28 protein-coding genes are annotated in these 24,833 nt (G+C 55.2%); 16 read left to right on the plus strand and 12 right to left on the minus strand.

Translation table 11 applies throughout. The features are described 5' to 3' along the window. The first annotated feature begins 19 nt into the window (after positions 1-19). From BMY22_RS24385 to BMY22_RS12610, 3 genes are read left to right on the plus strand one after another with little or no spacing between them, the layout of a single operon-like run. On the plus strand, positions 20-439 hold the full coding sequence (locus tag BMY22_RS24385; protein ID WP_167363740.1) for a TraK family protein: 420 nt from the start codon (positions 20-22) through the stop codon (positions 437-439). Next, entirely contained in the window at positions 432-1,175 is a 744-nt protein-coding gene (locus tag BMY22_RS12605) for a nucleotide-binding protein (RefSeq protein ID WP_090622460.1), read from the plus strand. Before BMY22_RS24385 ends, BMY22_RS12605 begins: the two co-directional genes overlap by 8 nt. Further along, a complete protein-coding gene (locus BMY22_RS12610) occupies positions 1,176-1,616 on the plus strand; it encodes a conjugal transfer protein TraM (protein ID WP_090622462.1) in 441 nt (146 codons plus the stop codon). A gap of 71 nt (positions 1,617-1,687) precedes the next feature. On the opposite strand, the gene BMY22_RS12615 is transcribed toward BMY22_RS12610, so the two are convergent. The 12 genes from BMY22_RS12615 to trfA all read right to left on the minus strand — a co-directional run bounded on the left by BMY22_RS12615 (position 1,688) and on the right by trfA (position 13,129). Beyond that, positions 1,688-2,599, minus strand: coding sequence for an IS630 family transposase (locus BMY22_RS12615; protein ID WP_090622464.1), 912 nt, complete (start codon positions 2,597-2,599; stop codon positions 1,688-1,690). 31 nt (positions 2,600-2,630) lie between these two features. Next, positions 2,631-3,962 (minus strand): phosphoribosyltransferase, encoded by a 1,332-nt coding sequence (locus tag BMY22_RS12620; protein WP_090622525.1) that lies wholly within the window; start codon positions 3,960-3,962, stop codon positions 2,631-2,633. Between the two features lie 32 nt (positions 3,963-3,994). After that, complete coding sequence (locus BMY22_RS12625) at positions 3,995-4,357, minus strand: KfrB domain-containing protein (protein ID WP_090622466.1); 363 nt, start codon at positions 4,355-4,357, stop codon at positions 3,995-3,997. 190 nt (positions 4,358-4,547) lie between these two features. Next, entirely contained in the window at positions 4,548-5,492 is a 945-nt protein-coding gene (locus tag BMY22_RS12630; protein WP_090622527.1) for a DNA-binding protein, read from the minus strand. Positions 5,493-5,723: 231 nt separating this feature from the next. Beyond that, entirely contained in the window at positions 5,724-6,761 is a 1,038-nt protein-coding gene (locus BMY22_RS12635) for a ParB/RepB/Spo0J family partition protein (protein ID WP_208599274.1), read from the minus strand. Then, the gene (locus tag BMY22_RS12640) at positions 6,758-7,534 is read right to left on the minus strand and encodes a ParA family protein (protein WP_090622468.1); all 777 of its coding nucleotides are present in this window, start codon (positions 7,532-7,534) and stop codon (positions 6,758-6,760) included. The genes BMY22_RS12635 and BMY22_RS12640 overlap by 4 nt, the downstream gene beginning before the upstream one ends. Then, positions 7,531-7,833: a transcriptional regulator KorA gene (locus BMY22_RS12645; RefSeq protein ID WP_090622470.1), complete on the minus strand. Its 303-nt coding sequence runs from the start codon at positions 7,831-7,833 to the stop codon at positions 7,531-7,533. Before BMY22_RS12645 ends, BMY22_RS12640 begins: the two co-directional genes overlap by 4 nt. A 217-nt stretch (positions 7,834-8,050) precedes the next feature. Further along, positions 8,051-8,377, minus strand: a complete 327-nt coding sequence (gene kleE / locus BMY22_RS12650) for a KleE stable inheritance protein (protein ID WP_090622472.1) — start codon at positions 8,375-8,377, stop codon at positions 8,051-8,053. 310 nt (positions 8,378-8,687) lie between these two features. Further along, positions 8,688-8,900 (minus strand): hypothetical protein, encoded by a 213-nt coding sequence (locus BMY22_RS23795; protein ID WP_143068486.1) that lies wholly within the window; start codon positions 8,898-8,900, stop codon positions 8,688-8,690. A gap of 500 nt (positions 8,901-9,400) precedes the next feature. Continuing rightward, the gene (locus BMY22_RS12660; RefSeq protein ID WP_090622478.1) at positions 9,401-9,997 is read right to left on the minus strand and encodes a hypothetical protein; all 597 of its coding nucleotides are present in this window, start codon (positions 9,995-9,997) and stop codon (positions 9,401-9,403) included. Positions 9,998-10,050: 53 nt separating this feature from the next. Beyond that, positions 10,051-10,476 carry an antirestriction protein gene (locus BMY22_RS12665; RefSeq protein WP_090622479.1) on the minus strand — a complete coding sequence of 142 codons (426 nt, stop codon included), beginning with the start codon at positions 10,474-10,476 and terminating at the stop codon, positions 10,051-10,053. 1,567 nt (positions 10,477-12,043) lie between these two features. Then, positions 12,044-13,129, minus strand: a complete 1,086-nt coding sequence (gene trfA / locus BMY22_RS12670; RefSeq protein WP_090622482.1) for a plasmid replication initiator TrfA — start codon at positions 13,127-13,129, stop codon at positions 12,044-12,046. A 245-nt stretch (positions 13,130-13,374) separates the two neighbouring features. Here trfA and BMY22_RS12675 point away from each other — a divergent pair, with 245 nt between their 5' ends. From BMY22_RS12675 to BMY22_RS12735, 13 genes are all read left to right on the plus strand, one after another. Continuing rightward, positions 13,375-13,752, plus strand: coding sequence for a transcriptional regulator (locus tag BMY22_RS12675; protein WP_040107061.1), 378 nt, complete (start codon positions 13,375-13,377; stop codon positions 13,750-13,752). 262 nt (positions 13,753-14,014) lie between these two features. Then, positions 14,015-14,977, plus strand: coding sequence for a P-type conjugative transfer ATPase TrbB (trbB, locus tag BMY22_RS12680; RefSeq protein ID WP_090622483.1), 963 nt, complete (start codon positions 14,015-14,017; stop codon positions 14,975-14,977). An 18-nt stretch (positions 14,978-14,995) separates the two neighbouring features. After that, positions 14,996-15,400: a conjugal transfer system pilin TrbC gene (gene trbC, locus BMY22_RS12685; RefSeq protein WP_090622485.1), complete on the plus strand. Its 405-nt coding sequence runs from the start codon at positions 14,996-14,998 to the stop codon at positions 15,398-15,400. A 2-nt stretch (positions 15,401-15,402) separates the two neighbouring features. Continuing rightward, complete coding sequence (locus BMY22_RS12690) at positions 15,403-15,714, plus strand: conjugal transfer protein TrbD (RefSeq protein WP_040107099.1); 312 nt, start codon at positions 15,403-15,405, stop codon at positions 15,712-15,714. Then, a complete protein-coding gene (locus BMY22_RS12695; RefSeq protein ID WP_090622487.1) occupies positions 15,711-18,269 on the plus strand; it encodes a VirB4 family type IV secretion/conjugal transfer ATPase in 2,559 nt (852 codons plus the stop codon). Before BMY22_RS12690 ends, BMY22_RS12695 begins: the two co-directional genes overlap by 4 nt. Then, positions 18,266-19,033: a conjugal transfer protein TrbF gene (locus BMY22_RS12700; RefSeq protein WP_090622489.1), complete on the plus strand. Its 768-nt coding sequence runs from the start codon at positions 18,266-18,268 to the stop codon at positions 19,031-19,033. Before BMY22_RS12695 ends, BMY22_RS12700 begins: the two co-directional genes overlap by 4 nt. A gap of 11 nt (positions 19,034-19,044) precedes the next feature. Beyond that, complete coding sequence (gene trbG / locus BMY22_RS12705; protein WP_090622491.1) at positions 19,045-19,935, plus strand: P-type conjugative transfer protein TrbG; 891 nt, start codon at positions 19,045-19,047, stop codon at positions 19,933-19,935. 3 nt (positions 19,936-19,938) lie between these two features. Further along, positions 19,939-20,403: a conjugal transfer protein TrbH gene (locus tag BMY22_RS12710; RefSeq protein WP_090622492.1), complete on the plus strand. Its 465-nt coding sequence runs from the start codon at positions 19,939-19,941 to the stop codon at positions 20,401-20,403. A gap of 6 nt (positions 20,404-20,409) precedes the next feature. Further along, positions 20,410-21,825, plus strand: a complete 1,416-nt coding sequence (locus tag BMY22_RS12715) for a TrbI/VirB10 family protein (RefSeq protein ID WP_090622494.1) — start codon at positions 20,410-20,412, stop codon at positions 21,823-21,825. A 23-nt stretch (positions 21,826-21,848) separates the two neighbouring features. Beyond that, positions 21,849-22,634 carry a P-type conjugative transfer protein TrbJ gene (gene trbJ, locus BMY22_RS12720; protein WP_040107094.1) on the plus strand — a complete coding sequence of 262 codons (786 nt, stop codon included), beginning with the start codon at positions 21,849-21,851 and terminating at the stop codon, positions 22,632-22,634. Positions 22,635-22,658: 24 nt separating this feature from the next. Further along, positions 22,659-22,886, plus strand: coding sequence for an entry exclusion lipoprotein TrbK (trbK, locus tag BMY22_RS25220; protein WP_090622530.1), 228 nt, complete (start codon positions 22,659-22,661; stop codon positions 22,884-22,886). Between the two features lie 27 nt (positions 22,887-22,913). Further along, positions 22,914-24,512, plus strand: a complete 1,599-nt coding sequence (gene trbL / locus BMY22_RS12730; protein WP_244158864.1) for a P-type conjugative transfer protein TrbL — start codon at positions 22,914-22,916, stop codon at positions 24,510-24,512. A gap of 12 nt (positions 24,513-24,524) precedes the next feature. Beyond that, the gene (locus BMY22_RS12735) at positions 24,525-24,830 is read left to right on the plus strand and encodes a TrbM/KikA/MpfK family conjugal transfer protein (RefSeq protein WP_090622496.1); all 306 of its coding nucleotides are present in this window, start codon (positions 24,525-24,527) and stop codon (positions 24,828-24,830) included. Positions 24,831-24,833: the final 3 nt, after the last annotated feature.

A 24,833-nucleotide genomic window follows, 5' to 3' on the forward strand; every position in this document is an offset into this window, starting at 1 on the left:
CAACGGATGCTAATTCGAGATGGCGAAAGCAGGATTAAGCCTTTCTGAGCGCATAGCTGAGAGGGCGAAGAAGAAGCAGAAACAGGCCAGGGGGGGAGCCAACCGCGCTCAGTTTCTAGCCGTGAAAGAGGATGTGGCGAAGGCCCTGGATGACCAGTGGCCGGTTAAGGAGATTTGGGCAACGCTGCGGGAAGAAGGGTCGATTAGTTTTAGCTACGACGCATTCATAGGTTATGTGCGCCGACTGATAAAGCCGGGCAAAGCTGACAAGCCTAGCCCCCTACCCTCGCGCCAGGCTCCGCTTCCGCCCCCAAACAAGCCTTTAGCCGCTAAAGATGACCAGGTGTCCAGCCCCGTGCCGATACCGAAATCAACCACGACAGCGGGCTTTCAATACAGTCCGAAACCGAAAAACAGAAGGGAGAAAGACAATGGCTAAAGTTCATCTGACGCTTCAAGGGAAAGGCGGTGTCGGCAAGTCGATGATGGCGGCCATCATCGCGCAATACAAAGCAAGCAAGGGGCGCCCGGTGCTGTGCATAGACACCGATCCGGTCAATGCCACCTTTGAAGGTTACGAATCCCTTAACGTCCGCCGCCTGGAAATTATGGATGGCGACGAAATCAACTCCAGAAACTTCGACCTGTTGATTGAGTGGATCGCCACGGAAGAAGCTGATGACATCGTTATTGATAACGGCGCCAGTTCATTCGTCCCCCTCTCCAGCTACCTGATCGGCAACCAGGTTCCTGACATGCTGGCTGAAATGGGGCACCAACTCATCGTCCACATCGCAGTAACTGGTGGCCAGGCCTATGAAGACACTGTGAACGGTTTCGAGGCCATTGTTAGCCAGTACCCACAAACCACGCTCTTCGTTATCTGGCTCAACCCCTATTGGGGGCCTGTTCAGTCGAGTGCAGGGGTTCCGTTCGAGAAAAGCCCCGAGTACAAGGCCACCCTCAAGGAAGCAAAAGGACGGATCGCTGGCTTCGTGGTCGTGGAGAACCTGAAGAAGGACACAGCAGGCCGCGACTTCGGGGAAATGCTGCAATCGCACCTTACGTTCGATGAAGCGCTGGGCATGGAATCCCTTTCGATCATGACCAGGCAGCGCCTAAAGCTCGTTAAAAAGGGCTTCTACGACCAGTTGGACAACCTCCCGGAGATCTAAATGTCTGATGCCATTGATGAGCTGATCCAGGAAATCGCCTCCAAGAATGGCATGGCCGTCTCGCGGGATGACCCGATCCTGGTGCTTCACACTATCAATGCACGGCTGCTCGAGGACTCGGCGAGAGCACAGCAGGTCATGCTAGATAGCTTCAAGGAAGAGCTGGAAAGCATTACGCACCGCTGGGGTGGTGATGCCAAGGAGAAGGCAGAGCGTATTCTGAATGCGGCTCTGACAGCCAGCCGAGAGACAATGGCCAAGGCAATGCAAGAGAGCGCCAAAGCCACCGCAGAAGCCGTTACCGCCGAGGTGGATACCGCTCTTCGTCGCGTCAGGAGCCAGCTCCAGGATGTGAAGCGTATCGCCGTCTTCAACATCGTGGCAGGGGTGATGGCTTTCGCTGCTGCCGGGATCGTCTTGTTCGCGTCCCTGTCCCTGTGATCGAGAAGCAATAAAAAATCCCGGCTTGCCGGGATTTTTCTTTCTATTAACCCGGCAATCAAATACCCAATCTAAGTGGCATAACGCACCGACGCATGCTGGAAGTAGGCAACTACCCGCTCCGGGGTTTTGGCCAACCAGCTCATGAATGCCTCGGCCTTCTCCAGCAATTCCGACTTGTTTCGCGCCCGGTCACTGGTGCGCAAGCGTGTCTTGAGGTCGCGGTTCAAATACTCGTCCGGATTACACTCAGGCGAATAGGGTGGCAGGTAGAACGCTTCGATTTCTTCCTTGTGCCCTTCGAGCCATTCCCTGACCAGACGCGCATGATGGACACGCAGGTTGTCCAGGATCAGAAAGATCTTCCTGTCACTGTCCGCCACCAGCACCGGCGTGACGCCTGCCGGCGCATAGCCTCGAATCCAATGCCCATCTTCAGCTACGGCCGTTTCATCGCCCCAGTAGATCGTCGCGTTTTCGGCCTTGGCGCGTGCCACGATGGCCGGATAGGTCTCTTCGAGCCAGTGCTCGATCGCCTCCGGGTTCTGTTCCAGCGCCTGCCGGGTCGGCCGCTGTGGGGTATACCCCCAGCGCTGAAGGTACTGACCCACCGTCCGGATCGGCATCTCGACGCCATACAAGTGCTTGATCAACTGCATGACGGCCCGGCGGTTCCACAGGGCAAAGTCGAGTTGCAACTGGTTCGGGGTCTGGCCCACCAGAATCGAGCGCAACTGCCACTCCTGAGCGAGCGTCAAGGTCCGTCCGCTTGCCTGGCGCCGACCGCGTGTCCTGGATTTCAAACCCTCGCTGCCTTGCTCGCTATAGCGTTTGGACCAGGCCAGTACGGTACTCAGATGTACGCCCAATACGTCGGCAACCTCTTGCCAAGTCAGTTCGCGCTGCTCACGCAGATTCATGGCCAGGCGCCGCATCTGGTCCTGAGTTTCTCGAGAGAGCTTTCGGGCATCGATCTTTTTCATGCCCCTTTATATCGTGAATTTGATTGCCGCGTTAATAATGCTGCTGCGAAAGCCCCAACCGCTGCCCTCGTCCAAGCTGCTGCTGTTGATCCTGCTTCTGCTTGCGCTCTTGTTCCTGCTTGCGCAGTTGGGCCTGCTGACGACGCCGCGCCTCCAGCGTCTCATCGAACTCCGAAGCAAGCCCAGGCTCATCGGCCCGCAGCTTCCTGGTGGCCAACTCTTCAATTTTAGACGAATGGATGCCCATTCCGTCCCGAATCTCCTGGACGGCCTCAAGCCGACCCTGCAAGGTCTGTAGGCGGGCCTGCTGCTGCATTTGCTGGGCCTGACAGGCTGCCTTTGTGCTTGGCAGAGAGAAAAAGCCGGGCTGGCTTGCGCGAGTCTGCTGTAATCGTGCCTGTTGCTGGTCGATCAGCGCTTCTAAGCGGTCCTCGATGCGCTCAACCTGGTCATGCTTGGCCTGGACATATGCCTGGAGCGATTCTTGATAGGTTTGCTCTACAGGCGCCGCCTCTAGGATGGTTTGCTGCTGTTGCTCTAGCTCAAGGGCGCCTTGATAAAGGCTCTCTCCGACACCGCTTACCCCTTGTTGCGTGCTTCTCGCCGTCGCTTGAGTTCGGCTCGCATCCAGGTGCTCGACGCCTGCATGTCTTGCCGCAGCAATTCGATCTCGGATGGCGTCAACGGACGCGGCAGCTTTGAGGTGTCCGGCTTCGCCTTGAGTGAGTCTTTCGATGCCATAACCGAAACTCTCCTTCCAAAAGATATTCATGGCCTGGCCGTATTTCTCTTCAATCGCGGCCAGCATCTTCGGCTTCACAGCCATATCGACGGCTCCCTGGTGGGCCGTCATCACGGAGGCTGCCAGGACGTTGCCGCCTCGATTCTCGACATAGCCTCGGAGCGAGGCTAACGTGCCCCCCATAGTCAACGTGTCGTCCACAATAAGGTACTTCTGTTCCGCCTCAACCTCACCGATGAAAGAGGGGTTGAACGCCAGGCGATGGTCGGCACCGGAGCCTGTACGATTAACCTTCTCTTTCTGGACAATGCCAGTCTCGACTTCGAGGCCAAGACGGTCGGCCAGAACCTCAGCGAAGGCTAGGGGAATCTTGTTGTTGCCAGATGCTTCCGTCGCCAGAACCGGAAGGATGCGTGGCGTCTCGTTGCCGATCAGCTCCTTAATTTGGCTAATCGTGTCGTCGCTCACAAGGCGGTCAACCAGATTCAAGGCGGCTTCCATGTCGCCCTGCTTTGCAGCTTGATATTCCGGCTCCTTCGCCAAAATGCCTAAGTCACCATTCCGTATGACCTTGGGGAAATCTCCCCAAGCCGCTCGCTCCGCTTGGCTCAGCTTGCTCAAGGTAGCCTCCATTTTTAGCCGCTAAAATTAGGTCATCGTTTCAGCCCCCTTCCCTGCTGGAGAGACGTGGCGGCTGTCTCAGCTTTGCCTTGCTGGTTGTACGATACCGTTATTGCAGACCCTATTTCAGGCACTTTATCGAAATCTGAGCGGCTATGCTTGACGATATTCATCCCAACTTTTTGGTATACTTTATCCTTGTCCGCATGAATCAATTGTCCGCTATAGCTCTGGTTTTTATCGGCAGATAACGAAGAGTGAAGATTATAAATTCCCGGCTTGATTCCATTCGCCTTCCCCGCTACTTCATTACTTGCCGCATCAAAAGAGACAGAGCCAGGCGGGGTCGTCTGAACGATCCGCTGTCCATTCATGACCACAAGGCGCTGCTTCATTGTCCCCCCCCAAATTATTGTAAAAAAACGGGTGAATGCTAAAAAACTAGCACTGCTAAATTTTAGCGCAGTACCCTTGTTTTATCAGTCTTGATTACTGTCTTTTGCTACTCTTTTCTCTGATTTTACAGGCTTTTTTGCGTCGTCCATTAGAGTTCACTACTGCCGAAAACGAATTCTGGGACAACCCCTACTTTTCCTCTCCCTTCCTGGCGGTGCTCGGCTTGATCTCAGGCTTCAACGCGGCCAGCAGGGCGTCATTCTGCGCTCTGAGAGTGTCCCGTTCGCCACGCATCCGGGCGGCCTCCTCGCGGGCGCTGGTTGCGTCCTCGCTCCTGGCCTGAGCCTTCGCCAGTTCGGCCCGTAGCTGGTCGGCGTCCTGGTGTGCCCGGTCAAGCTCTGTGCGCAGCTCGACGGCCCGGCGCTCGATCTCGCCGGCTTTAGCTTCGGCGCGTTCGGCTCGAGCATTCGCCTGGGCCAGCTCGGAGCGTAGGGCAGCCTGCTCCTGTTCGGCCCGCTGTGCGGCCTCCTGGTGTTTCTTGGCAGCAGCGGCGGCATCGGCCCGCACCTGCTTCAGCTCGGCTGTGTGCTGCTCGCTGGCTGTCCGGGTGGCCTGCTCGGTTGCGGCCAGGCGCTCCCGGACCTGGGCCAGCTCGACAGCCTGGCTCTGGCGTTGCGCAAGAACCTCTGTCAGCCGCTCCTGGGTCGCCGCCAGTTCCGCCTTTACGTCGTCCAGCTGCTGTTCCAGGTCCTCGACCGTTTGCGCCGCGTCGGCCAGCTCCCGTTCGGCTTGCTCGCGCTGCTCGCCGGCAGCTCTGACCACCTCACCCACGCGCCGTTCGGCTGCCTTTACGGCCTTGTCGTTCAACTCGACTGCCAGGGCCGCTAGTCGCTCGGTCAGCGCCTTGGAGACGGTCACCAGTTCCTCGGCCACCTCCACCGGCAGTTCAGCCACCGGCTCGGCCTCGGCGACGGACGAGCGGGCCAGGTGCTCATCCCAGACCTGTTTCAGCCGGTTGGGGTTGCCGCCGCCGACCTTCTGCCGCAGGGCGAAGCCGGTGACGTTGCGGCCGGCGGCCTGCAGGGCTTCGCCGGCCTGGATGATCTCTTCGGGGGTGTATTCAGCGGGACGCACGGGATCAATCTCCAATCTTTTGTTGAGGTTGATTCCATTATACAAACTAACTAACAAACAAATAAACAAATAAACAAATATCGAAAACGGTGGGGAAATTAGTGGATAGTTCTGATTTCGTAGGCAAAAAAAGCCCGCAATCAAGCGGGGGGGTTGCCAACCTCTGAGATGCCCGGCGCACCAGGCATCTTTTGAACGATTAAGCCCGCCTATCAGCGGCTGCCGAGTGGGTTACGCCTCGATCAAGGCCACCAGCGTGACTTTGGCCAAGTCGTCCTCGAACTCTTCACCGTCATCGTCGTATTTCAGCCACGCGAATCCGGTCGCAGAAGGGCGCTTGTTCAACAGAAGCCTCGCCGGCCGACCGTTGTGTTGGACCTGGACGATGGCCTTTTTGAGCTTGGTCGGGTTTTCCTCTTTGGGCTTGGTAGGTGGTGCCTCTTCCTCTTCCTCGCCGGCATTTATATCGCGGTCATCAACGCCAGTCCGCTCGCGAGCCTCTCTCAGTGTCTGCTCGGCCAGGCTCTCGTCGTCCTCCTGTTGCCTTTTGTCGTCCAGGAACTCACGAAGCAGCTTTACCGAACCTCGGGTGATTTCCTGGCTCTCGTCTTCCAGCCATTCCGAAATCTCGTCGGGAGACTTCTTGTAAAGCATCACCAACTCGTTGATGACCGTAACATCATTCACTCGGCCAAAATTGAAAGCCTCGGCAATTGGATCGGGCAGGTCCAGCAATGTGGCGTGTTGCGTAACAAAAGCGGCTGACTTGCCCATTTCCCTGGCAATTTCAGCCTTCTTCTTGCCCGCCGCCAGTTCGCTGCCGATGAAGTCTGCAAGCTCGCGAGCGGTATTCCCCTCGCGATGTAGGTTTTCAACAACCTGGTCAGAGCGTTTGTAGTTATTGTCAATCCACCCTGGAATTGTGCTCTTTCCGGCCATTTTGGAGGCCCGAAAGCGCCGGGCACCGTGGTTAATGAGGTAACGGCCAGGTGAATCAGGGTTCTCCCGTACTGAAATAGGGGTCTTCACACCTCGCAAGCGAATCGTAGCTGCCAGCTCTTCCAGGATCTCTGTCCTAAAACCGGGATTATTTTCTTTTCGCGGCTGTTTGGGGTCCTCATCAATCAGCATCATGTCGAGCATCAGCGGGTCGCCATTGCTCACAGAGGCCTCTGGAGCGTTCAGCAGGCCCGACAGGTCGCCCAGGCTATCCAGCCCCATCCCGGCCGGCCTCTGCTTGTCCTGGCCCTTATCGGTGGCGGTCATCATGCGATCTCCATTTTCTCGTAAACGTACTGGGCCAATGCCCGAACCTCTTTCGCAGCCTTGCGGGCGGCGGTTTTCTTGATCTGCCACACTGGCACACCATTCGCCAGGGCATCGGCGATGCTACTGCGCAGACCGATGGTCGCGGGGATCATCAGTTGCGGATAGGCGGCTTGCAGTTTGTCCAGGTGTTCTTTATGCCGGGGATTGCGGCCATCCACTTTGCTGGGAACCATGCCCAGGAAGATCAAGCCAGGGTTGGCCTTGCGCATGTTTGCTATGGCTGCGTTCATTTTTTTGATGCCCTGGATGCTGTACACTTCCAGCTCAATTGGAGACAGAACGTAGTCGGCTGCATAGAGCGCAGCCGCCAGGCAGTTGCCGAGCGATGGCGGAGTGTCGATCAGGCAAAGATCAAAGCCCTGCAAGGCCAGTAGCCGGATTGCCTCTTTGAAATGCGTTCCAGCTTCGGCCAGGCTCGTCTTCTCCATGTCGGCCAGACCAGCATCAGAAGCGATCAGAACAAGCCGAGCGGCATCTTCTTGACCCTCCTCACCGGCAATCTCGGCCCAAGGCGTCGAAGATACGTCCTTGAACATGGCGCTAGCAGTCAGGCTCGACTGGTACGCTTGCAAGGAATATGAGGCGTTGCCCTGCGTATCTAGGTCGATTACCGCGACCTTCTTACCACGCTCAAGCGCATCGAGCGCCAAGTGAACCAGCGTAGAGGTTTTCCCTACCCCGCCCTTCTGCTGGGCAACAACCGTTGTCTTCATGCTTTCGATTCCCTCTTCTCGGCGAACTCCCTCGCCCATTTCTTTACGATGAAAGCCTGGTGTTTGGGCAGCAGCACCGTCAGCCGCTCGCACCCCGGAGGCACCGACTCCTCGTGCGCTGCCCAAACCCGACTGACGGCCTGAGACACCGCACCCTTGGTCAACCCCAGGGATTGCACGAACTCCGCTTGAGGCTTGCCCTGAACTAAAACACCCCTCGCTATCTCCACTGTTTGAGGGCCAACGTCCAGCCCCGATAAGACTGCTTGAAACTGGGCCTCCGTGAGCCGTTTTTTCATTGATTGCACCCATGTCCCTTGCTCCGCGACTGGATTGAACAATGGCGGTGACAGCCGCCAACCAATAACGCGAAGTTTAGCTAAACAAAATATTTTTAGTCAAGAACTTTAGCCGCTAAAGTTTTGCGCCAAGCAGCAAAAGCCCGCTTTCAGCGGGCCTTGATTGTTATGCGCCGAGCATTCTTTTGATGAGATTATGTTGCTTCATGTAAGGCCTTCAAAGCCCTTTGGGCTTGTAGGCTGACACGAAATAGGTAAGAGCCGTTAAACCTGCAAAGTGGGTCAGAAAAATCCAGCCAGCATTACCGCCTGGTGTATCCCAGTGGTAAGCCATTAAGACGAGGCATATGAAAACGTCTATCGAGATAACCCACTTGAGGATTGGCCACAGTAGGACGGTGAAGATCCAGATACCTCGCCATAGGGAAGCCAAGCCTCGCTTTAACAACCCAGGCTTTACCTCAGCCTTTGGAATAACCATCTTCGCCGCTGGCTCGACCTTCGGGGGTTCTTTCGCGCCCGGAAAATTGATGATACGTGTCATGCTTGACCCCTTTACTCAGTTGCATTTCAATAAAATGCTACAGGTGACTGCTCCGCAAAGCCTGGGCCTTTGCGTGACAGCGCAGGGGCCAAGCGCCCCGGATCGCTCCGGGGCGTTCTCCCTACTCCGGTTCCACCTCTACGATGACGCTACTCTCGAATCCATACCTTTCTGAACTTGATGAGCGGGAACTGTCTTGCTTTCCATCGGATCTTCTCCGGTAATGACCTTTTTCTCTATATCGTAGATAGCCATTAACGAAAACACCCTGCGAAAGCATAGCCCTCGCAGGGTGTGGGGTTAACCCGGCTCAGTGCCGGGATTTCTCTAAGATCGAAGCTCGTTCTGCTGCTACCCTACTATCCGTCTCTTTGCGCAGCAGCTTGGAAAATTCGTCTACTGGCATTAGTGCCAGGTGGTTGCCCTTGCCCGGTATACCTAGCTCATCCGCAACTTGGTGAATCGTCCCGCCTGCCCAACCAAAGGCTTTACAAGCCAGCGAAAGATTCGTCATCGTTTTCATCGAATGCTCTCCGGTAATGACCTGGACGAAGTGTCCGGCCTCGGAAAGAATATTGGGACAAAATACCCTAATGAACAAGGACTGTTTAGCTAAAAAATATTTTAGCCGCTAAATTTTAGCCCGACTCCAGATACACCCTAAGCCAGCTTCGTGACACAGAAGCGCCCAGGCGGCATAAGGGATTGGCGTGTACCCCCCCGTCCAGCGCCGCAAAGTTCGGTCGCCCTGCTCACCTAGTCCGAGAAAGCGTGCTGCCATCTTTCCGCTGTATTGTGATATCCCTTTTCGGGCGGCGATGATTCGCAGAAGTTCCCGAACCTCATCTGAGGTCGGCTGTTGCCAGCCATCATCAGCAGGTCGCAGGCACTCAAACCGAATATTTACTTCCACCACTTATTCCCCATTCAAAGGCTGGAGTATGCACTTTGGATCGGGAACTACAAGTTGCACAAGAAGAGAGGCTTGGGGTGCAAGCCTCTCCGCATTGTCTTCCGGCATGGCTACTTCTTCCTCTTAGAGTTGATCTTAGCTTGGGCCGCTTCGGCCCACTTTCTGACAATGAACGCCTGGTGAGCCGGCAGCGTCACGTCCACTATTTCATAACCAGCCGGAATCTCAGTTGCGGCCTTGCTTACCTTCGCGGCCTTTTTCGTGGATTCCAGCTCCGCATCCAGGCTGGCCAGCTTTTCTTCTAGGCTCTCAATGAGGCTGCGCGAGTAAGTGACGTGCGAATCAGCCAACCATAGGGCACAGCGCAGCGCCTTTACAGCCCGTTCTGTTGCAGTGTTTCCTGGAAAGCCTTGAATCGTGAGGTCATAGTCTGAGATCGCCTCAAGCCCTTGGGTGCGTATCTCGTCATAGCGTAGGCACCGCTCGGCCAGTGTCCGCTGCTGCGCCTTCAATCCTGCCGCCAGCTTCGCCCGTAGCTTTTTCGGGTCGGTCGGAGGCTTCTTGCGAACAAACAAGTCATTCCAAATGATTTGCCCCGGTTCACGTTTCCCGGTTTGTTCTGAGGGGGGAAACTCTGCCAACAACCCCGCTATAGCTTCCAATCCTACGCCGGCTCGGATCGCATCCGCGTCTTCTTTCATACCCATACAGTGATCCTCCAGACAGACCCCGGCCATTCGGCCAGGGCCTGGGCCGACTGTTAGTCGATGGCTGCGAAGATCAGGCCCGCCTCGGGATGCTCGCCAGCATAGTCCCGCAGTAGGTAGTACAGGTCGATAATTCGATCCGCCTGGGTACGGTTGGCCAACTCGCACAGGCCAAACAGGGTAGCCACAATACCGGCAGCATCGGCTGAAAGCTCGCCGTCGAAGTAGTTACCTTCGACCTGGACGCGGTAGCGTTTGTCCTGCTCGGGGGCCATGTAGAAGCCCCCATTCGACAGCGTGTAGTAGTTCCACAAACCGCCGTTGTAGTCCTGGGACAGCGTAGTCATCCAGTGGTACACCAGCGGCTCGCCAAGCATCATCAGGTTCTCGCCGAAGAAGGCAGGCAGGAAACCCATACGGCTTTTTTCAGGAAGAGGGGTGGCGATGATCGGACGAAAGGAAAGTTGCGTGTTGCTCATCGGATGCTCTCCGGTAATGACCTGGACGAAGTGCCCGGCCTCGGAAAGAATATTAGGACAAAATGTCCTAATTCGCAAGCTTTTTTCTGCGTTTATTGACACTTGAGGGATGCCAGGCAGGCATTGCCAGCAATGGAGGGGTGGGGTTTGGGAAGCAACGGAACCAAAAACCAACGTAAGGCTAAATTAGAGTTCATCGCTGCCGAAAACATGGGCGGTTATCCAGACTTTGTTTCGGCGAACGGCTTTTCCGCACTGCTTTTCATGCATTTGACTGCCTTGGCGTCAGGGTCTGTAAGAGTCCGACAAAACGATGGCTTTCCCGAAAACCCAAGACACAGCAAGGGCTTGTAAGGCAGGCGCAGTGCTTAAGTGCACTTTCTGTTCCATTGCTCCCCAAACCCCGTGTGGGCCTAGTTCGTTGACCCTTGAGGGATTTCATTACTGTACTGCCACTGACACCCCTCTGGCGTGAAACCATGCGGTCTTTCAGTGGGCAGGTGGCTCCTGCTGCGTAGCAGCATGCTCGATCCAGCAGCGGCGTGGCTTTGAGCTTGGTTGTGGCCGCTGGAAGCTTCGTCATGAGGGTTCTCGAAACTCGATATTCCGATTGACTTGATACGAGATAGGTTTTCGAGAATGAACCAAGCAAGGCCCGTACTGGTGGGCCGAGAGACATGCTCTTCCAGGCGCTTGCGCCTGGTCAACATGGCGAGTTGTGCTCTTGGGGGGATGGGAGAGCCGCTTTGCGGCTCGGGAGGGATCGAGAAGGGGGGTATCCCCCCTTCGGCGTGCGCTGTGAAGCGCACAGGTTAAAAAGAGGGTTAAAAGAGGGTTATAAAAGCGGTTAAAAACAGGTTAGAGGCCTCAGAAAACGCATATAACCAATTGATAATAAAAGTAAAAATTAGCCAGGCCTGTCCCTCAAGGGTCAATAAATGCATCCTTCAAGAGTCAATAATTAGTCCCTCATAGGTCAATCAATGGTCCCTTAAAGGTCAATAGTGTGTCCCTCAAGGGTCAATAACTTAGGGCAGTTATACACAGAGTTATCAACAACTCATGTGGATAATTCCGAATTCTGAGACGCACCTTGGCTATGCCTGATTCTTAGAGGAATCCCTCAAGGGTCAATCATGGGGTTTGGGGAGCAATGGAACAGGGGGCGCTTCAGAAAACGGAAAATAAAGCACGCTAAGGTCCCAAGACCCCATGCAGACTTCAAAAACGATCATTTTCGAGAGGGCTTCGTGAGAAAGCAGCCCGCGCCAGTGCTGGCCTTACTCGAGTGATTCTCGAAAATCGCTCTCCTAATGGTGTGCCGCCAAAGCCGAGTTTCGAGAAACACTGCAATGTGGCATCCAGCAGCAGCCATTCGACGCAAAGCCGCGCCGTTACTGGGTGATGCACTCCTTAGCGTGCTTTAAATTCCGTTTTCTGAGGCGACCCCGAACAGAGGCAGGTCAAGGTATTCGATCCCTCAAAGATCAATGAAAAACGGGGGGCTGTGCCCCCCGTTTTCGTTTCTAACGTGTCACCAGATCCGCGGCCAAATCACGAGGAAGCCTTACCTCTTGCAGTAGATCATGTCGCCGTTGACCCAAGAGCCAGCTACCAGGCCGCTGTTGGTCAACTCGCTGCATGCTGCCTTCGACTGCTCCTTCCACTTCGCAGCACGAGCCGTGTCCGAGCCGCACATCTGTTGGAACTTGTCCAATGCAAGAGGGAAGGGCTGCTTGTGAGACGCAAAATAATCGAACAGTCGGCGAGCGGTCGGGGTCAGCTTGCGATACTTCTCCCACACGAATATCGTGTAGTGGTCGCCAGCAAATAGGTAGACCATTTCCTCTTCCAACTCAACCTGGCAGCGGGAACTCCTCTTCCCACGATCCAAAATGCCGAAACGGCGTAGCAGCGAGAGCGAAACCAAAGTACCGAGGCGACTCGACTGGAATTGTAGAGCAGAGGCCTGCAACCTGGTCAGGGAATCCTCCGCCTTCTTGTAATACTTGCCGTTGATTGGCCAGCCGAGGTCGGTACATAGTTCGTAGAATGTGAAGCTGATAGGCAGGCCGATAGGAAACCGCTTCGAGTATTCCAGCATCTGCTGCCAAACCAACTCATCGTCCTCGGCTCGGAGCTCAATACCGCTAAAAGTGATCCGAACATCCTGGTTATAGGAGTAGATCGGCTGGCCTTGGAGCGCTTCGCGTGGCTTCCGCTTGTTCTTGACGGTGAAGAGCGCGGTGCGAGCTATGTCGTTGGGTATGGCCCGCATGTCGTCATCCCACGGGGCGATGTCGAATAGCGATAGCTGCTCTTTCTTCACTTCCTCCATGGTTTTCTGCAATACGGCATCCCGCTTGGCTTGGCTTTCCTTCTGCGACACCTCTCCTTGAGGGGCACGCTTGGGTTTGCGAGTACTCTTCGGCGCCGGCGCCGATGGAGCAGAGGACGTCTTGGAGGGCGCTTTAATTGCTGTCGCCGGCTCGTTGGCCATAGCCTCGGGAGTGTCTAATAGCTTCGTTACGCTCTTGTTGAGCAGACGCGGACGGTTTGCGGCAACGTTTGCGGCAACGTCTGTGGCCAAGCCAGGCTCCATGCCTCTCGCTATTAGCGAATCGCGGTATGCGGCTTCGTCAAAGTGTTCCATTACTTCCCCTCATAACAGCAGGCCCGTGGCTAGGCTCATAGGCTACTAGCTTGCAGCGCCGTTATCATTTGTCCGTCCGGTGTGGATAGAACCACGGAAACGCGGTTAATATGCCGATAAAATGAAACTTGTTGACAAGCTTTCTCGTTAGCCCTCTCTCAGGAATAAGAGTTTAGCTAAACAGTCGGCAAGGGTCAATACTTTAGCGGCTAAAATTTGTCGCAACTGAAAGGCGCGGGCCTAACGTGTACAACATAATTTTCTTTACCAACGTCCTGCGCATATTGGACGAGAAAGGAATGACCAAATCGGAGCTGGCCAGCAAGGCAGATATGTCCGTTTCCTTCTTGTCTGACCTGACGAACGGGAAAGCAAACCCCTCCCTCAAGATCATGGAAAACCTTGCAACAGCTTTAGAAACGCCGCTGCCGATGCTGCTTGAGTCAAGCGATCTTGACAGAGAAGCCCTAGATGCCATTGCCGGTGGTCGGATGCCGCAAAGCCTTCCGAAAGGTTTCGTCCGTATCAGTGCCGTACTCCCAGAAGCGAAGGCTTTTGTGGTACGACGATGGGAAGAAGAAGCCAAAAAGAAGCTGAAGCTGCAAGAGAAGGGCCGGTCGTAAGCTAGTCCTTTCGCCTAAAGCGACCATGTCTTTAGCCGCTAAAGTCATGGTCCGTTGATTCACCATCCAGCAGGACGCTAGGAAAAGCCTTTAGCCGCTCCTCGGCAGGACAGGGAAGTGTCGCTGTACCCGCTGTACGTCCCCATATTTCATTATCTATTTCTAACTACGTGATTTTCCGGTAGGCATATTCGCTTGCACGAAAATATGTTTCGTTATATCGTTAATCAAGGACGAATTATTTTTCAAGTCGGAGGAATAAATGCACGAGAGCAACGAAGAACATTCCAGCCTCAAAGAGCGGGCAAGGAAGAAACTCGAACGGGACGCGGGGGCGCTCATTATTGACGCACTCAACGATCCGAAGACTGTTGAACTCATGTGCAATGCAGACGGGAAACTCTGGGTTGAGCGCCTGGGCGAGCCCATGAAGGAGATTGGCCAGCTTCGCCCGGCTCAGGCTGAGTCGATCATCAAGACGGTCGCTGGCTACCACGGCAAGGAAGTAACCCGCCAGAATCCGCTGCTGGAAGGGGAGTGGCCATTAGACGGGTCACGTTTTGCCGGCCAGCTTCAGCCTGTTGTGCGTGCCCCCACTTTCGCTATCCGTAAGAAGGCCGTGGCCATCCATACCCTCGACGAGTACGTCGAGGCGGAAATCATGACTGCGGATCAATGCAGTGTGATCAAGAGGGCGGTTCAGCAACACCGAAACATTCTGATCATCGGCGGTACAGGATCTGGCAAGACCACCCTAGTCAACGCCGTAATCAATGAAATAGTCGTCCAGTTCCCGGCAGAACGCGTGTTCATCATCGAGGACATCGGGGAAATTCAATGTGCTGCCGCAAATTTCGTGCAATACCACACCACGCTCGGTGTGACCATGACCGAGTTGCTGAGAACCACGCTGCGTATGCGTCCCGACCGCATTCTGGTTGGCGAAGTGCGCGGCGAGGAAGCGCTTGATCTGCTTGACGCATGGAATACCGGGCACCCAGGCGGTGCCGCGACCCTTCACGCCGACAGCGCGGTGGAAGGATTGACTCGCTTGAAGTCACTTGTTTCACGAAACAGGTCGGCTCCATCCGAAATTGAGCCGCTGATTGGCAAGGCGGTTCACGTTGTTGTTTTCATCGCTAGAACCCCAAAAGGCCGACGCATACAGGAAATTCTTGAAGTTTCCGGGTACGCCGATGGCTGCTATCAACTCCATAACCTTTAAATAAAGGAGCTTTACCCTATGTACGCACTCGTTCAAGCCCCGCGCCTTAACCGTCAGGCAATGTTTTATATCGGCCTGACCTTATTGCTGGCTTTTTTCATGGTTATGCCGCAGCACGCTTTCGCGACCGAAGGAACAGGGGGATCATTGCCCTATGAGTCCTGGCTGACTAACTTGCGCAACTCCGTTACTGGCCCTGTCGCCTTCGCCCTCTCAATCATTGGTATTGTAGTTGCTGGTGGCGTGTTGATCTTCGGCGGTGACCTAAACGGCTTCTTCCGTAGCTTGATCTTTCTGGTCTTGGTGATGGCGTTGCTCGTCGGTGCCCAAAACGTCATGTCTACTTTCTTCGGTCGCGGCGCTGAAATTGCCGCCGCTTGGGACGTGATTACCCATTCGCTGCTGTTGAGCCGGACTGCCTAATTATGGCTCTCCGCACGATCCCCATTCGGCGGGCTGGCAATCGAGACAACCTGTTCATGGGTGGGGACCGTGAACTGGTGATGTTCTCGGGCTTGCTGGCCTTCGCACTGATCTTCAGTGCGCAAGAACTGAGGGCAACGGTGGTGGGCTTTGTGTTGTGGTTCGGATCGCTCTTTGTGCTCCGAATCATGGCCAAGTCGGACCCAAAGCTGCGGTTCGTCTACCTCCGTCACCGTCGCTACAAGTCGTTCTATCCGGCTCGTAGCACGCCCTTCCGAGACAACACTACAAGCCAAGGAAACCAATACAAATGATCGAAGGTATTGCGTATGCAATTGCTGCCCTCGGTGCCTTGCTTCTGCTGATCCTTGTTTCACGTCTACGCCAGATGGACGCAGATTTGAAGCTCAAGAAGCATCGCTCCAAGGATGCAGGGCTAGCCGATCTGTTGATCCATGCCGCTGTTGTCGATGACGGCGTGATCGTCGGTAAAAATGGCGCCCTAATGGCCGCATGGCTCTATCAAGGCGACGACAATGCCAGCAGTACCGAGGAACAGCGCGAGCTGGTATCTCTCAGAATTAACCAAGCATTTGCCGGCCTGGGAAATGGCTGGATGGTTCATCTGGACGCCGTTCGCCGTCCAGCACCGAACTACTCGCCTCGCAATGTCTCGCACTTCCTTGATCCACTAACGGCCGCGATAGATGAAGAACGTCGCGCCCTATTTGAAAGTATGGACACGATGTATGAAGGTTATTTCGTCCTGACCGTCACCTATTTCCCGCCGATGCTCGCCCAGCAGAAGTTTGTGGAGATGATGTTCGATGACGACGCGGACGTACCTGACCACAAGGCCCGGACGCACAATCTCCTTGAACAGTTCAAGCGCGATTGCGCCGGCATGGAAAGCAGCCTGTCGTCAATTTTTAAGATGACCCGCCTGAAGGGCAACAAGATTGAGCTGGAAGATGGGCAAGTGGTCACGCACGATGACTTCCTGAGCTGGCTGCAATTCTGCATCACTGGCATTACCCAGCCGGTCATGCTGCCAAGCAATCCGATGTACCTGGACGCGATCATTGGCGGAAAAGAGCTATGGGGCGGGGTAGTGCCCAAGGTTGGCCGAAACTTCATCCAAGCGGTGGCTATCGAGGGCTTTCCGCTCGAGTCGTCGCCCGGCCTACTCGCTGCACTGGCCGAACTGCCTTGCGAATATCGTTGGTCAAACCGCTTCATCTTCATGGATACCCATGAGGCCGTAAGACACCTGGAGAAGTTTCGCAAAAAGTGGAAACAGAAAGTCCGTGGCTTCTTTGACCAGGTTTTCAACACCAACACCGGAGCTATCGACCAAGACGCGCTGAATATGGTTCAGGACGCGGCTAACGCGATTGCCGAGGTCAACAGCGGATTGGCCGCGCAGGGTTACTACACCAGCGTTGTCATTCTAATGGACGAAGACCGTAGTCGGCTCGAAGAATCGGCCCGCATGGTGGAGAAGGCCATCGAGCGCTTGGCATTCGCGGCCCGCGTCGAAACCATCAACACGATGGATGCCTACCTAGGCAGTATCCCCGGCCACGGAGTAGAGAACGTGCGCCGCCCGCTCATCAATACGATGAACCTAGCCGATTTGTTGCCGACCAGCAGCATCTGGACAGGCTCTGCCGACGCTCCATGCCCACTGTATCCGCCACTTTCGCCCGCCCTGATGCATTGCGTCACGCAAGGCGCGACCCCGTTCCGTCTAAACCTCCATGTCCGCGATTTGGGCCATACATTCATGTTCGGACCGACCGGCGCTGGTAAATCAACCCACCTCGCTATCCTGGCCGCGCAGTTTCGCCGTTACCTGGGCATGTCGATCTTCGCTTTTGACAAGGGCATGTCCATGTACCCCCTCGCCGCAGGCATCCGTGCCAAAACAAAAGGTGTGTCGGGCCTGCACTTCACAGTTGCAGCCGATGACGACAGGCTTGCGTTCTGCCCGCTTCAATTCCTGGAGACGAAGGCTGATCGAGCCTGGGCAATGGAGTGGATCGACACCATCCTGGCGTTGAATGGTCTGGAGACGAATGCCGCGCAGCGGAACGAAGTCGGCTACGCCATCATGACGATGCACCGCGACGGCTCGCGCACCCTGTCTGATTTTTGCGTCACGGTCCAGGACGAGCAGATCCGGGAAACTCTGCGCCAATACACCGTCGATGGTTCGATGGGCCACCTGTTGGATGCCGAGGAAGACGGTCTGTCGCTATCTGACTTCACTGTCTTTGAAATCGAAGAGCTGATGAACCTAGGCGATAAGTATGCGCTTCCGGTCCTGCTCTACCTGTTCCGACGCATCGAGCGTGCCTTAAAAGGCCAGCCCTCGGTCATCATCTTGGACGAAGCCTGGCTGATGCTCGGCCACCCGGTATTCCGAGAGAAAATCAAGGAATGGCTCAAGGTGTTGCGTAAGGCCAACTGCTTGGTTCTGATGGCCACGCAAAGCCTTTCCGACGCGGCCAACTCCGGCATTCTAGACGTGATCGTTGAATCGACCGCGACCAAGATTTTCCTGCCCAACGTCTTTGCTCGCGACCAAGACACCATCGCACTGTATCGCCGTATGGGCCTCAATACCCGTCAAATCGAGATTCTGGCGACCGCTGTTGCGAAACGGCAGTACTACTACGTTTCCGAGCAAGGCCGCCGCCTCTATGACCTCGCCCTAGGCCCTCTCGCGCTCGCCTTTGTCGGTTCCACCGACAAGGAATCCGTTGCCCTCATCAAGAATTTAGAACGCAAATTCGGCGATGCCTGGGTCGATGAATGGCTGGCTGGACGTGGCCTGAGATTCAATGATTATGGAGTGACAGCATGAGCTTTGCAGATACCCTAAAGCGCTTCGTATTCAAAAAGCCTGCCGACACCAATCCTCAGCGCTTGAGCGGACCAATGGCAGGCAGCCGCCGCAACAGGGAAACCGAAAACCCCTATCTAGCAGCTCGGCGTACTTGGAATAACCATGATTCCAGTCTGGTCAGCTCCCGTCAGGCGTGGCAGGTCATTGGCATTCTCTCTTTGATGATCGCGCTGGCTGGTGTGGGCGGCATCATCCATATCGGTAGTCAGTCTAAGTTCATTCCTTATATCGTCCAGGTGGACAAGCTGGGCCAATCGGTCGCCTACGGCCGTGCTGATCGTGCAGGTGAGGCCGATCAGCGCGTAATCGCAGCTCGAATCGCCTCCTTCATCGCTGACGCCCGAGTTGTTACGCCAGATGTAAAGCTGCAACGAGACGCGGTGTTCCGCACCTACTCAGTGCTTGCTCCGAACGATCCGTCCACAAAAAAAATGAACGAATGGCTGAATGGCGACGCGGAGGCCAGCCCATTCAAGCGGGCCGCGAAGGAAACCGTGTCCATCGAAATCAGGTCGGTGATGCCCCAAACGGCCGAAACCTGGCAGGTTGATTGGGTGGAAACCACTCGCGACCGGCAGGGCGTGAAGAAATCCGAAGGCACTTATCGCGCCTTGGTCACGGTGTACCAGGCCGAACCGAACATAAACACGAAAGAAGAAGAAATGTGGATGAACCCGATCCGGCTGTTCGTCCGCGACTTCACTTGGTCCAAGCAAGTCTGAGACGCCACTCCATGAAAAAGATTCTTCCTGCAATCCTTGTCAGCCTGGCGTCTGCAACTGCTTTGGCTGCTCCCGGCGACAATACTGCCGACCTGTATTTTTCGACCAACAACCCGACCCTGACCCCACAAGAAAAGGCGGCTATCGAGATTTCCCAGCGCTGGCAGAAGGCCAGCGCGACCGGCATCAAGCCAGTTGATTCGGGTGACGGCTATGTACGCTTCATCTTCGGTGCCCAGCAGCCAAGCATTGTTTGTGCAGTGCTCCAGGTCTGCGATGTGGCACTCCAAGCTGGCGAACAAGTGAACTCGATCAACCTGGGTGATACCGCCCGCTGGGCGGTCGAGCCGGCCATTACCGGCTTCGGTGCAACCGAGGTCCAGCACCTCATTATCAAACCGATGGATGTGGGTCTAGAAACCAGCTTGGTCGTTACAACCAATCGCCGTACCTACCATTTCAAGCTGCGGTCCCATCGGACGCAATACATGCCGCAAGTCGCCTTCACCTACCCCGAAGAGGCCCTGGCCAAGTGGGAGGCCATCAAGCGCCATGAGACAGTCGAACGCCAGAAGGCGACGATTCCAGAAACGGGCGAGTACCTGGGCAATCTGAGCTTCAATTATTCAATTAGTGGGAGCACCTCCTGGAAGCCTGTGCGCGTCTACAACGATGGTGTCAAGACCATCATCGAAATGCCCAAGACCATGACACAAACCGAAGCGCCGACCCTGCTGGTCGTGCGTAAGGACGGCGGCTGGTTTAAGGATGACGAAACGGTGATGGTCAACTACCGCGTCCAAAGCAACCGCTTCATCGTGGATACCATTTTCGACAAAGCCATCCTTATCGCCGGCGTCGGCAAGTCTCAAGATCGCGTGACCATCCAGCGGGGAGAATAAGCCATGCGCAAGATCGCTAGTCTCGCGCTGCTGGCCACGCTAGCCGGCTGCGCTTCCAGCCCTTACGGCAACTTCGCGGAAAACACCAGCACCTCTATCAACCAAGCGCTGGTTACCGATACGGTGAAGCAGCTTGTCGCGGTGTATCCGCCCGCACACACGCGGTTCAAGCTAATACACGAAACCCCGGACGCTTACGGCCGGGCGCTCGTCACCTCTTTGCGGGCCAAGGGTTATTCGCTTGAGGAGTTCAACCCTCAAGACTCCAAGCAAGCCTCCAAGCAAGTAGCAGAGGTTCAGAAATCAGGCTCTACCACAGGCTTGGCGATGAACTACATCATCGACATCACGCCAGAAAACAACCTGTACCGCGTGACTGTCCGGGTCGGCTATCAGTCGCTGACACGCGGCTACATCGCACAGAGCAATACCGTCTACCCAGCCGGTGCATGGACTCGAAAGGAGTAACAGTCGATGAGCACTGCCACTGACGATCAAATGTCTCCGGATGCCTCGCCTGGGGAGCTATCCAAGAAAACTGGAGTTCGCCGTGTCAACAATTGGCCCATGTATATCTTGGGCGGTGCTGGCCTGACGTTCCTAATCGTGATGATGCTTGTAGCTGCGGATCGAGCAGCACAGCAGAAGCAACCCGCACCAGCCCCTGCGGAGAAGGGCGGCAATACCAGCATGTTTGCCCAGGAAATTGCGGGTAATCACACTAGCGGGATCATCCCCCCGGAGGCTACCAAGCCGCCCGAAGTTCCCGAGCTGACTGTCCCTGACGCTAGCCCGGCTGCCCCCACGCCCGGCGCCCTCGCGGTTGTTCGCCCGGATGACCTCGATAAGCCACCAGTCCCACCTAGCCGTGAGCGCACCCGTGAAGACGACGAGTTGGAGCGCATCCGTATGGCGAAGATGCAGCAATTCCAGGAAGCAGTGAAAGCGAAAACTACTGTCCAAGTCGTGGCGCCTCGCAGCTCTGGCTCCAGCAACTCCGACGCTACCCTGCCCACCACCCAGGAAGAAGCCTTGGCGCGTATTGCAGCCGCTCGCCAGCGCCTTCAAACCGAAGCCCAATCCGACCCAACAGCGGCCTATCAGGCACGTCTCGAGCAATTGAGGGGCGCAGGTATTGGCGGCACTAGCGACAGTATGGGCGGCACCTCCGACAGCTCGGACGATTCGCCTTTCCTGACGCAAGTGAACAACAGCAGCCGCAACAGCTATGACCAGTTCAGCAACAGGCAGGGTGGCGACCGCTGGGAACTCCAGTCTAGGACCGAGGCCCCCCGCTCACCATTCGAGCTGCGTGCTGGCTTCGTAGTGCCCGCAACGCTCATTTCCGGCATCAATTCCGATTTACCGGGCCAAATCATGGCTCAGATCGCCCAAGATGTGTACGACACGCCTACCGGTCGGCATCTGCTGATTCCACAAGGTTCTCGCCTGGTGGGCGAGTACTCAAGCGACGTGGCCTATGGTCAGTCTCGCGTTCTCGTCGCCTGGCAACGCATTGTTTTCCCTGACGGGAAAGCAATGGATATCGGTTCCATGTCGGGTGCCGATAGTGCGGGCTACTCGGGGTTTAAGGATAGAGTCAAAAACCATTATTTACGGTTGTTCGGCTCGGCCCTATTCATGTCGGCAGTGACGGCCGGAATTTCACTTAGCCAAGACAACAATAGTAGTGGCTTCGAAAATGAAACAACTGCCAGTAGTGCAATGAGTGAGGCGCTTGGCCAGCAGCTCGGCCAAGCCACAGCACAGCTCATATCAAAGAATGCCAACATTGCGCCGACGCTGGATATTAGGCCCGGATTTCGCTTTAACGTAATGGTGACAAAAGATATGACATTTTCGAAGCCCTATAAGTCTTTTGACTATTAAACTGCCGTTAGGAAGACGCGTAAATGAAGTTATCTTTAGCTGCTAAAACTGCTCGAATTCTCTTCCTGGTTATTAGCGCTGGATCGCTCCAGGTGGCGAACGCCGGTATTCCAGTAATAGACGGATCGAACCTGACGCAAAACTATATGACCGCGTTTGAAAGCGTGGCACAGACGCTCAAGCAAATTGAGCAATACGCCAAGCAGGTAGAGCAGTATCAAACTCAACTTCAACAATACGAAAACCAAATCCAGAACACGGCCGCGCCTGCGGCTTACATCTGGGATCAGGCCAGCAATACGATCAACAAGCTTATCGCAGCGCAGGATATGTTGACCTATTACCAGAACAAGGCCGGAAGTCTGGACGCCTACCTAGGCAAATATCAGGACGTTGCCTATTACCGCAGTTCCCCATGCTTCAGCGGGGGGGGCTGCACGCCAGAGGCGCGAGAGGCGATGGCAGAAAACCGCCGTCTGGCCAACGAGTCGCAGAAGGAGGCAAATGCAGCTCTCTTCAAAGGGCTGGCCCAGCAGCAAGAGAATATGAAAGAAGATGCCGTTCAGTTGGAGCGTATACAAGATGCCGCTTCGACCGCTGATGGACAGGTTAAAGCTATCCAGTACGCCAACCAGATCGCCAGCCAGCAAGCTAACCAGTTACTCCAGATTCGCGGCCTGATGGTTGCCCAGCAGAATGCAATCGTGGCGCGCAATCAGGCAGTTCAAGACCGCGAAGCTCAAGAAACTGCTTCGTCGGAACAGATCCGCTCAGGCACATATCGCAATAGTCCTGCTCGGGACTGGTAAAGGGGAATGAAGCCAATGAAGTATATGTACCGTAATACCTATCTAGGCTTGCTTGTGGTCACCGGCCTGGCTGGCCTGCTAAGCGCGTGCTTCCAAGATCAACCGAAGGAGGCAATGCCCACTATCGACGCAGAGAACTGCAAGCCAGAGAACATCGCCAAAATTAAGGATTCTGGCACTCGCCAGAAGTTCTCTAGCCTGTGCCTTCGTCACGGAGGCGACTACAAACCCAGCGAAAAGCGGGAATGGTGAGGAACTGATATGAGGATGTCAGCCGCCATGAAGAATGCCACTCTACCGTTGTTCGTTGGGCTAGCCTTTTTTACCTTTACCGTAGATGTTCATGCCGCGATTGATAACGCAGGGCTCCTTGATACGGTCTTAGAGAGATACAGCGCGGCAGCCGGCACATGGGCTACCTTTATCAAAGACGCGGCGAGCCGCTTGTTCTGGCTGCTTGTTGTGATCTCGATGGTCTGGACATTCGGCATGATGGCTTTGCGCAAAGCGGACATTGCCGAATTCTTCGCGGAGTTTATTCGGTTCACTATTTTTACTGGCTTCTTCTGGTGGCTACTTACTAACGGGCCAGCCTTTGCGGATGCAATTATGCGATCACTTCGCCAACTGGCCGGTGAAGCAACTGGTCTTGGCGGGACACTATCTCCATCAGGGATCGTTGATATTGGGTTTGAGATTTTCGGCAAAGTTCTCGATCAGTCCTCGGTTTGGGCGCCGGTCGATAGCGCGTGCGGGATTATCTTGGCCGGGATCATCTTAGTCATCCTGGCGTTGATCGGCGTAAACATGCTGCTACTCTTAATCTCCGGGTGGATTCTTGCTTACGCAGGAGTCTTCTTCTTGGGTTTCGGCGGCTCGCGCTGGACTTCGGATATGGCTGTCAATTATTACAAAACAGTCCTCGGCGTCGCTGCCCAACTTATGTCCATGGTGCTCTTGGTAGGCATCGGCAAAACCTTCCTTGACGACTATTACAATGCGATGAGCGAAGGTATAAAGCTCAAGGAAATGGGTGTAATGTTGATCGTCACGGTTATTCTGTTGGTTCTGACGAATAAAATCCCTCAACTCATTTCTGGGATTATTACTGGCGCGAGCGTTGGCGGCGCCGGGATCGGCAACTTTGGAGCAGGCGCAGCAGTTGGCACGACCGGCATGGTGGTCGCTGCCGCCGCGACTGGCGGCGCAGCACTCGCATCCGGTGCTGCCAATATCTCCGGTGGTGCTCAAGCATTGATGACAGCTTTCAACCGTGCGCAAAACAACGTCGCAGCCAGCACTGACATTACCTCTAAAGTCGCAGGAGCCTTTAGCAGCGACAATTCCGCCACTAGTGGTAGCAGTCCGCTTGCTTCCGCTATGGGCTTGGGCAGTACCGGAAGCATTATATCGTTTGGCACACCATCTTTTGACTCTACCGCTGGTGGGAATGCCTCCGAGTCAGGTAGCCAACAAGCCGATAAGGGTTCTAGCAAGCTCGGGACTGCTGGCCGGATCGCTGCCGATATGAGTGCCAACCTGGCAGGTGGCATCGGGCGGATGGCCAAGGACAAAGCTCTCGACATGGTTGATTCAGCGAAGGCCAGCGTAGCCGAAACTGCTGGTGGGCGGCTTGCGCAAGAAATCAGTAACCCAGGAGCCAGAGCGCAGGAGCGCAGCGATAACTTGGACATTGCCAAAGCCGACACGATCATGTCCCAGCAAGCCCGCGCAGAGCAGGCCGCAGAGGCCCGCCAGTTTCTGGCCCAACAATCAGCGTCTTTATTCGAAGGCAATAGCATCGGTGGTGCAGAAAATAACGACGTGGACGTAGAAGACGAAGTTGCCGCATTCCGTGATCGTAACCAAAACTCATGAAGGAACATCAAAATGAACGTATCTAAGATCACAATTGCATTTGTCTTTTCTAGCCTCACACTTTTCGCCTCTATCCCTGCTCATGCAAAAGACCCATGCGAGACGGTACTTTGCATGTATGGCAAACTTAAAGGTGCAAATCCCTCCGAATGTAGTTCAGCAGTCAGCGACTATTTCAGCATTCTCAAAAAGAAACATGGTTCTATTCGGTGGGGGAAGACCTTCACCGCTCGACAACAGTTCTTGGATAGCTGCCCATCGGCAGACAGGGGAATCACTAATAAGATAAATAGCAAGTTTGGTAAATCTCGTGGGTGAACT

This window comes from Azotobacter beijerinckii, assembly GCF_900110885.1.
GTDB classification, from domain to species: Bacteria; Pseudomonadota; Gammaproteobacteria; order Pseudomonadales; family Pseudomonadaceae; genus Azotobacter; species Azotobacter beijerinckii.

What these genes read in the sequence shown, in the direction of transcription:
- BMY22_RS12610 (WP_090622462.1), top strand. Translation starts at nt 1,176, where the DNA reads ATGTCTGATGCCATTGATGAGCTGATCCAGGAAATCGCCTCCAAGAAT.
- trfA (WP_090622482.1), bottom strand. Translation starts at nt 13,129, where the DNA reads ATGGAACACTTTGACGAAGCCGCATACCGCGATTCGCTAATAGCGAGA.
- BMY22_RS12660 (WP_090622478.1), bottom strand. Translation starts at nt 9,997, where the DNA reads ATGGGTATGAAAGAAGACGCGGATGCGATCCGAGCCGGCGTAGGATTG.
- trbG (WP_090622491.1), top strand. Translation starts at nt 19,045, where the DNA reads ATGAAAAAGATTCTTCCTGCAATCCTTGTCAGCCTGGCGTCTGCAACT.
- BMY22_RS12635 (WP_208599274.1), bottom strand. Translation starts at nt 6,761, where the DNA reads ATGATGACCGCCACCGATAAGGGCCAGGACAAGCAGAGGCCGGCCGGG.
- BMY22_RS12690 (WP_040107099.1), top strand. Translation starts at nt 15,403, where the DNA reads ATGGCTCTCCGCACGATCCCCATTCGGCGGGCTGGCAATCGAGACAAC.
- BMY22_RS12735 (WP_090622496.1), top strand. Translation starts at nt 24,525, where the DNA reads ATGAACGTATCTAAGATCACAATTGCATTTGTCTTTTCTAGCCTCACA.
- trbB (WP_090622483.1), top strand. Translation starts at nt 14,015, where the DNA reads ATGCACGAGAGCAACGAAGAACATTCCAGCCTCAAAGAGCGGGCAAGG.
- trbL (WP_244158864.1), top strand. Translation starts at nt 22,914, where the DNA reads ATGAAGAATGCCACTCTACCGTTGTTCGTTGGGCTAGCCTTTTTTACC.
- trbJ (WP_040107094.1), top strand. Translation starts at nt 21,849, where the DNA reads ATGAAGTTATCTTTAGCTGCTAAAACTGCTCGAATTCTCTTCCTGGTT.
- kleE (WP_090622472.1), bottom strand. Translation starts at nt 8,377, where the DNA reads ATGACACGTATCATCAATTTTCCGGGCGCGAAAGAACCCCCGAAGGTC.
- BMY22_RS12695 (WP_090622487.1), top strand. Translation starts at nt 15,711, where the DNA reads ATGATCGAAGGTATTGCGTATGCAATTGCTGCCCTCGGTGCCTTGCTT.
- BMY22_RS24385 (WP_167363740.1), top strand. Translation starts at nt 20, where the DNA reads ATGGCGAAAGCAGGATTAAGCCTTTCTGAGCGCATAGCTGAGAGGGCG.
- BMY22_RS12645 (WP_090622470.1), bottom strand. Translation starts at nt 7,833, where the DNA reads ATGAAAAAACGGCTCACGGAGGCCCAGTTTCAAGCAGTCTTATCGGGG.
- trbK (WP_090622530.1), top strand. Translation starts at nt 22,659, where the DNA reads ATGTACCGTAATACCTATCTAGGCTTGCTTGTGGTCACCGGCCTGGCT.
- BMY22_RS12715 (WP_090622494.1), top strand. Translation starts at nt 20,410, where the DNA reads ATGAGCACTGCCACTGACGATCAAATGTCTCCGGATGCCTCGCCTGGG.
- BMY22_RS12625 (WP_090622466.1), bottom strand. Translation starts at nt 4,357, where the DNA reads ATGAAGCAGCGCCTTGTGGTCATGAATGGACAGCGGATCGTTCAGACG.
- BMY22_RS12665 (WP_090622479.1), bottom strand. Translation starts at nt 10,476, where the DNA reads ATGAGCAACACGCAACTTTCCTTTCGTCCGATCATCGCCACCCCTCTT.
- BMY22_RS12615 (WP_090622464.1), bottom strand. Translation starts at nt 2,599, where the DNA reads ATGAAAAAGATCGATGCCCGAAAGCTCTCTCGAGAAACTCAGGACCAG.
- trbC (WP_090622485.1), top strand. Translation starts at nt 14,996, where the DNA reads ATGTACGCACTCGTTCAAGCCCCGCGCCTTAACCGTCAGGCAATGTTT.
- BMY22_RS23795 (WP_143068486.1), bottom strand. Translation starts at nt 8,900, where the DNA reads ATGAAAACGATGACGAATCTTTCGCTGGCTTGTAAAGCCTTTGGTTGG.
- BMY22_RS12605 (WP_090622460.1), top strand. Translation starts at nt 432, where the DNA reads ATGGCTAAAGTTCATCTGACGCTTCAAGGGAAAGGCGGTGTCGGCAAG.
- BMY22_RS12640 (WP_090622468.1), bottom strand. Translation starts at nt 7,534, where the DNA reads ATGAAGACAACGGTTGTTGCCCAGCAGAAGGGCGGGGTAGGGAAAACC.
- BMY22_RS12710 (WP_090622492.1), top strand. Translation starts at nt 19,939, where the DNA reads ATGCGCAAGATCGCTAGTCTCGCGCTGCTGGCCACGCTAGCCGGCTGC.
- BMY22_RS12700 (WP_090622489.1), top strand. Translation starts at nt 18,266, where the DNA reads ATGAGCTTTGCAGATACCCTAAAGCGCTTCGTATTCAAAAAGCCTGCC.